2 protein-coding genes are annotated in these 981 nt (G+C 67.6%); both read left to right on the top strand.

Annotation, left to right across the window (positions count from 1 at the left end; translation table 11 throughout):
* The first annotated feature begins 152 nt into the window (after positions 1-152).
* Positions 153-527 (top strand): 30S ribosomal protein S13, encoded by a 375-nt coding sequence (gene rpsM, locus ACNPM4_RS12690; RefSeq protein ID WP_017829190.1) that lies wholly within the window; start codon positions 153-155, stop codon positions 525-527.
* Between the two features lie 31 nt (positions 528-558).
* The gene (rpsK, locus tag ACNPM4_RS12685; RefSeq protein WP_017829189.1) at positions 559-957 is read left to right on the top strand and encodes a 30S ribosomal protein S11; all 399 of its coding nucleotides are present in this window, start codon (positions 559-561) and stop codon (positions 955-957) included.
* Positions 958-981: the final 24 nt, after the last annotated feature.

Raw genomic sequence — 981 nt, 5'->3', positions numbered from 1 at the left:
CGACGGGCCCGAGCTGCGCGGCATCGCTCACGCACATCTCATAACTGAAAACACAACGGCAGGATCAGAACCCGCGGAAGCGGGGGACACCTCGGGGCGGAGGCCCGGGCACCGATCCTGTTCCACACCTCCACAACACCCAGGAGAACCGCATGGCACGTCTTGCCGGCGTTGACATCCCGCGCGACAAGCGCGTGGTGATCGCCCTTACCTACATCTACGGCGTCGGCCGTACCCGCTCGGTCGAGATCCTCAAGGCGACGGAGATCGACGAGAGCATCCGCGTGAAGGACCTCAGCGACGACCAGCTGATCGCCCTCCGCGACCACATCGAAGGCAACTACAAGGTGGAGGGTGACCTGCGCCGCGAGGTTGCAGCAGACATCCGCCGCAAGGTCGAGATCGGCTCCTACGAGGGCATCCGCCACCGTCGTGGTCTCCCGGTCCGTGGTCAGCGCACCAAGACCAACGCCCGTACCCGCAAGGGCCCGAAGCGCACCGTCGCAGGCAAGAAGAAGGCCCGCTAAGCGCGGCCCCAGGGACTAGGAGAACACTTTCATGGCTGCACCCAAGGCCGCCGCGCGCAAGCCGCGCCGCAAGGAAAAGAAGAACATCGCGCTGGGCCAGGCCCACATCAAGTCGACGTTCAACAACACGATCGTCTCGATCACCGACCCGTCCGGCGCTGTCATCGCCTGGGCATCGTCGGGTGGCGTGGGCTTCAAGGGCTCCCGCAAGTCGACCCCGTACGCCGCCGGTATGGCTGCCGAGTCCGCAGCCCGCCAGGCCGCGGAGCACGGCGTCAAGAAGGTCGACGTCCTCGTGAAGGGTCCGGGCTCCGGCCGCGAGACCGCGATCCGCTCGCTGCAGGCCGCCGGCCTCGAGGTGGGTTCGATCCAGGACGTCACCCCCCAGGCGCACAACGGCTGCCGTCCGCCGAAGCGTCGCCGCGTCTGATACGCGCCTCGAGCCGCTCGGCCC

It is taken from the genome of Microbacterium umsixpiens, assembly GCF_053543675.1.
The sequence above is the reverse complement of the archived record's forward strand: the minus strand, read 5'-3'. Positions and strand labels throughout refer to the sequence as shown.

Excerpts from the sequence above, each read along its gene's own strand:
- rpsM (WP_017829190.1), top strand. The coding sequence starts at position 153 with ATGGCACGTCTTGCCGGCGTTGACATCCCGCGCGACAAGCGCGTGGTG.
- rpsK (WP_017829189.1), top strand. The coding sequence starts at position 559 with ATGGCTGCACCCAAGGCCGCCGCGCGCAAGCCGCGCCGCAAGGAAAAG.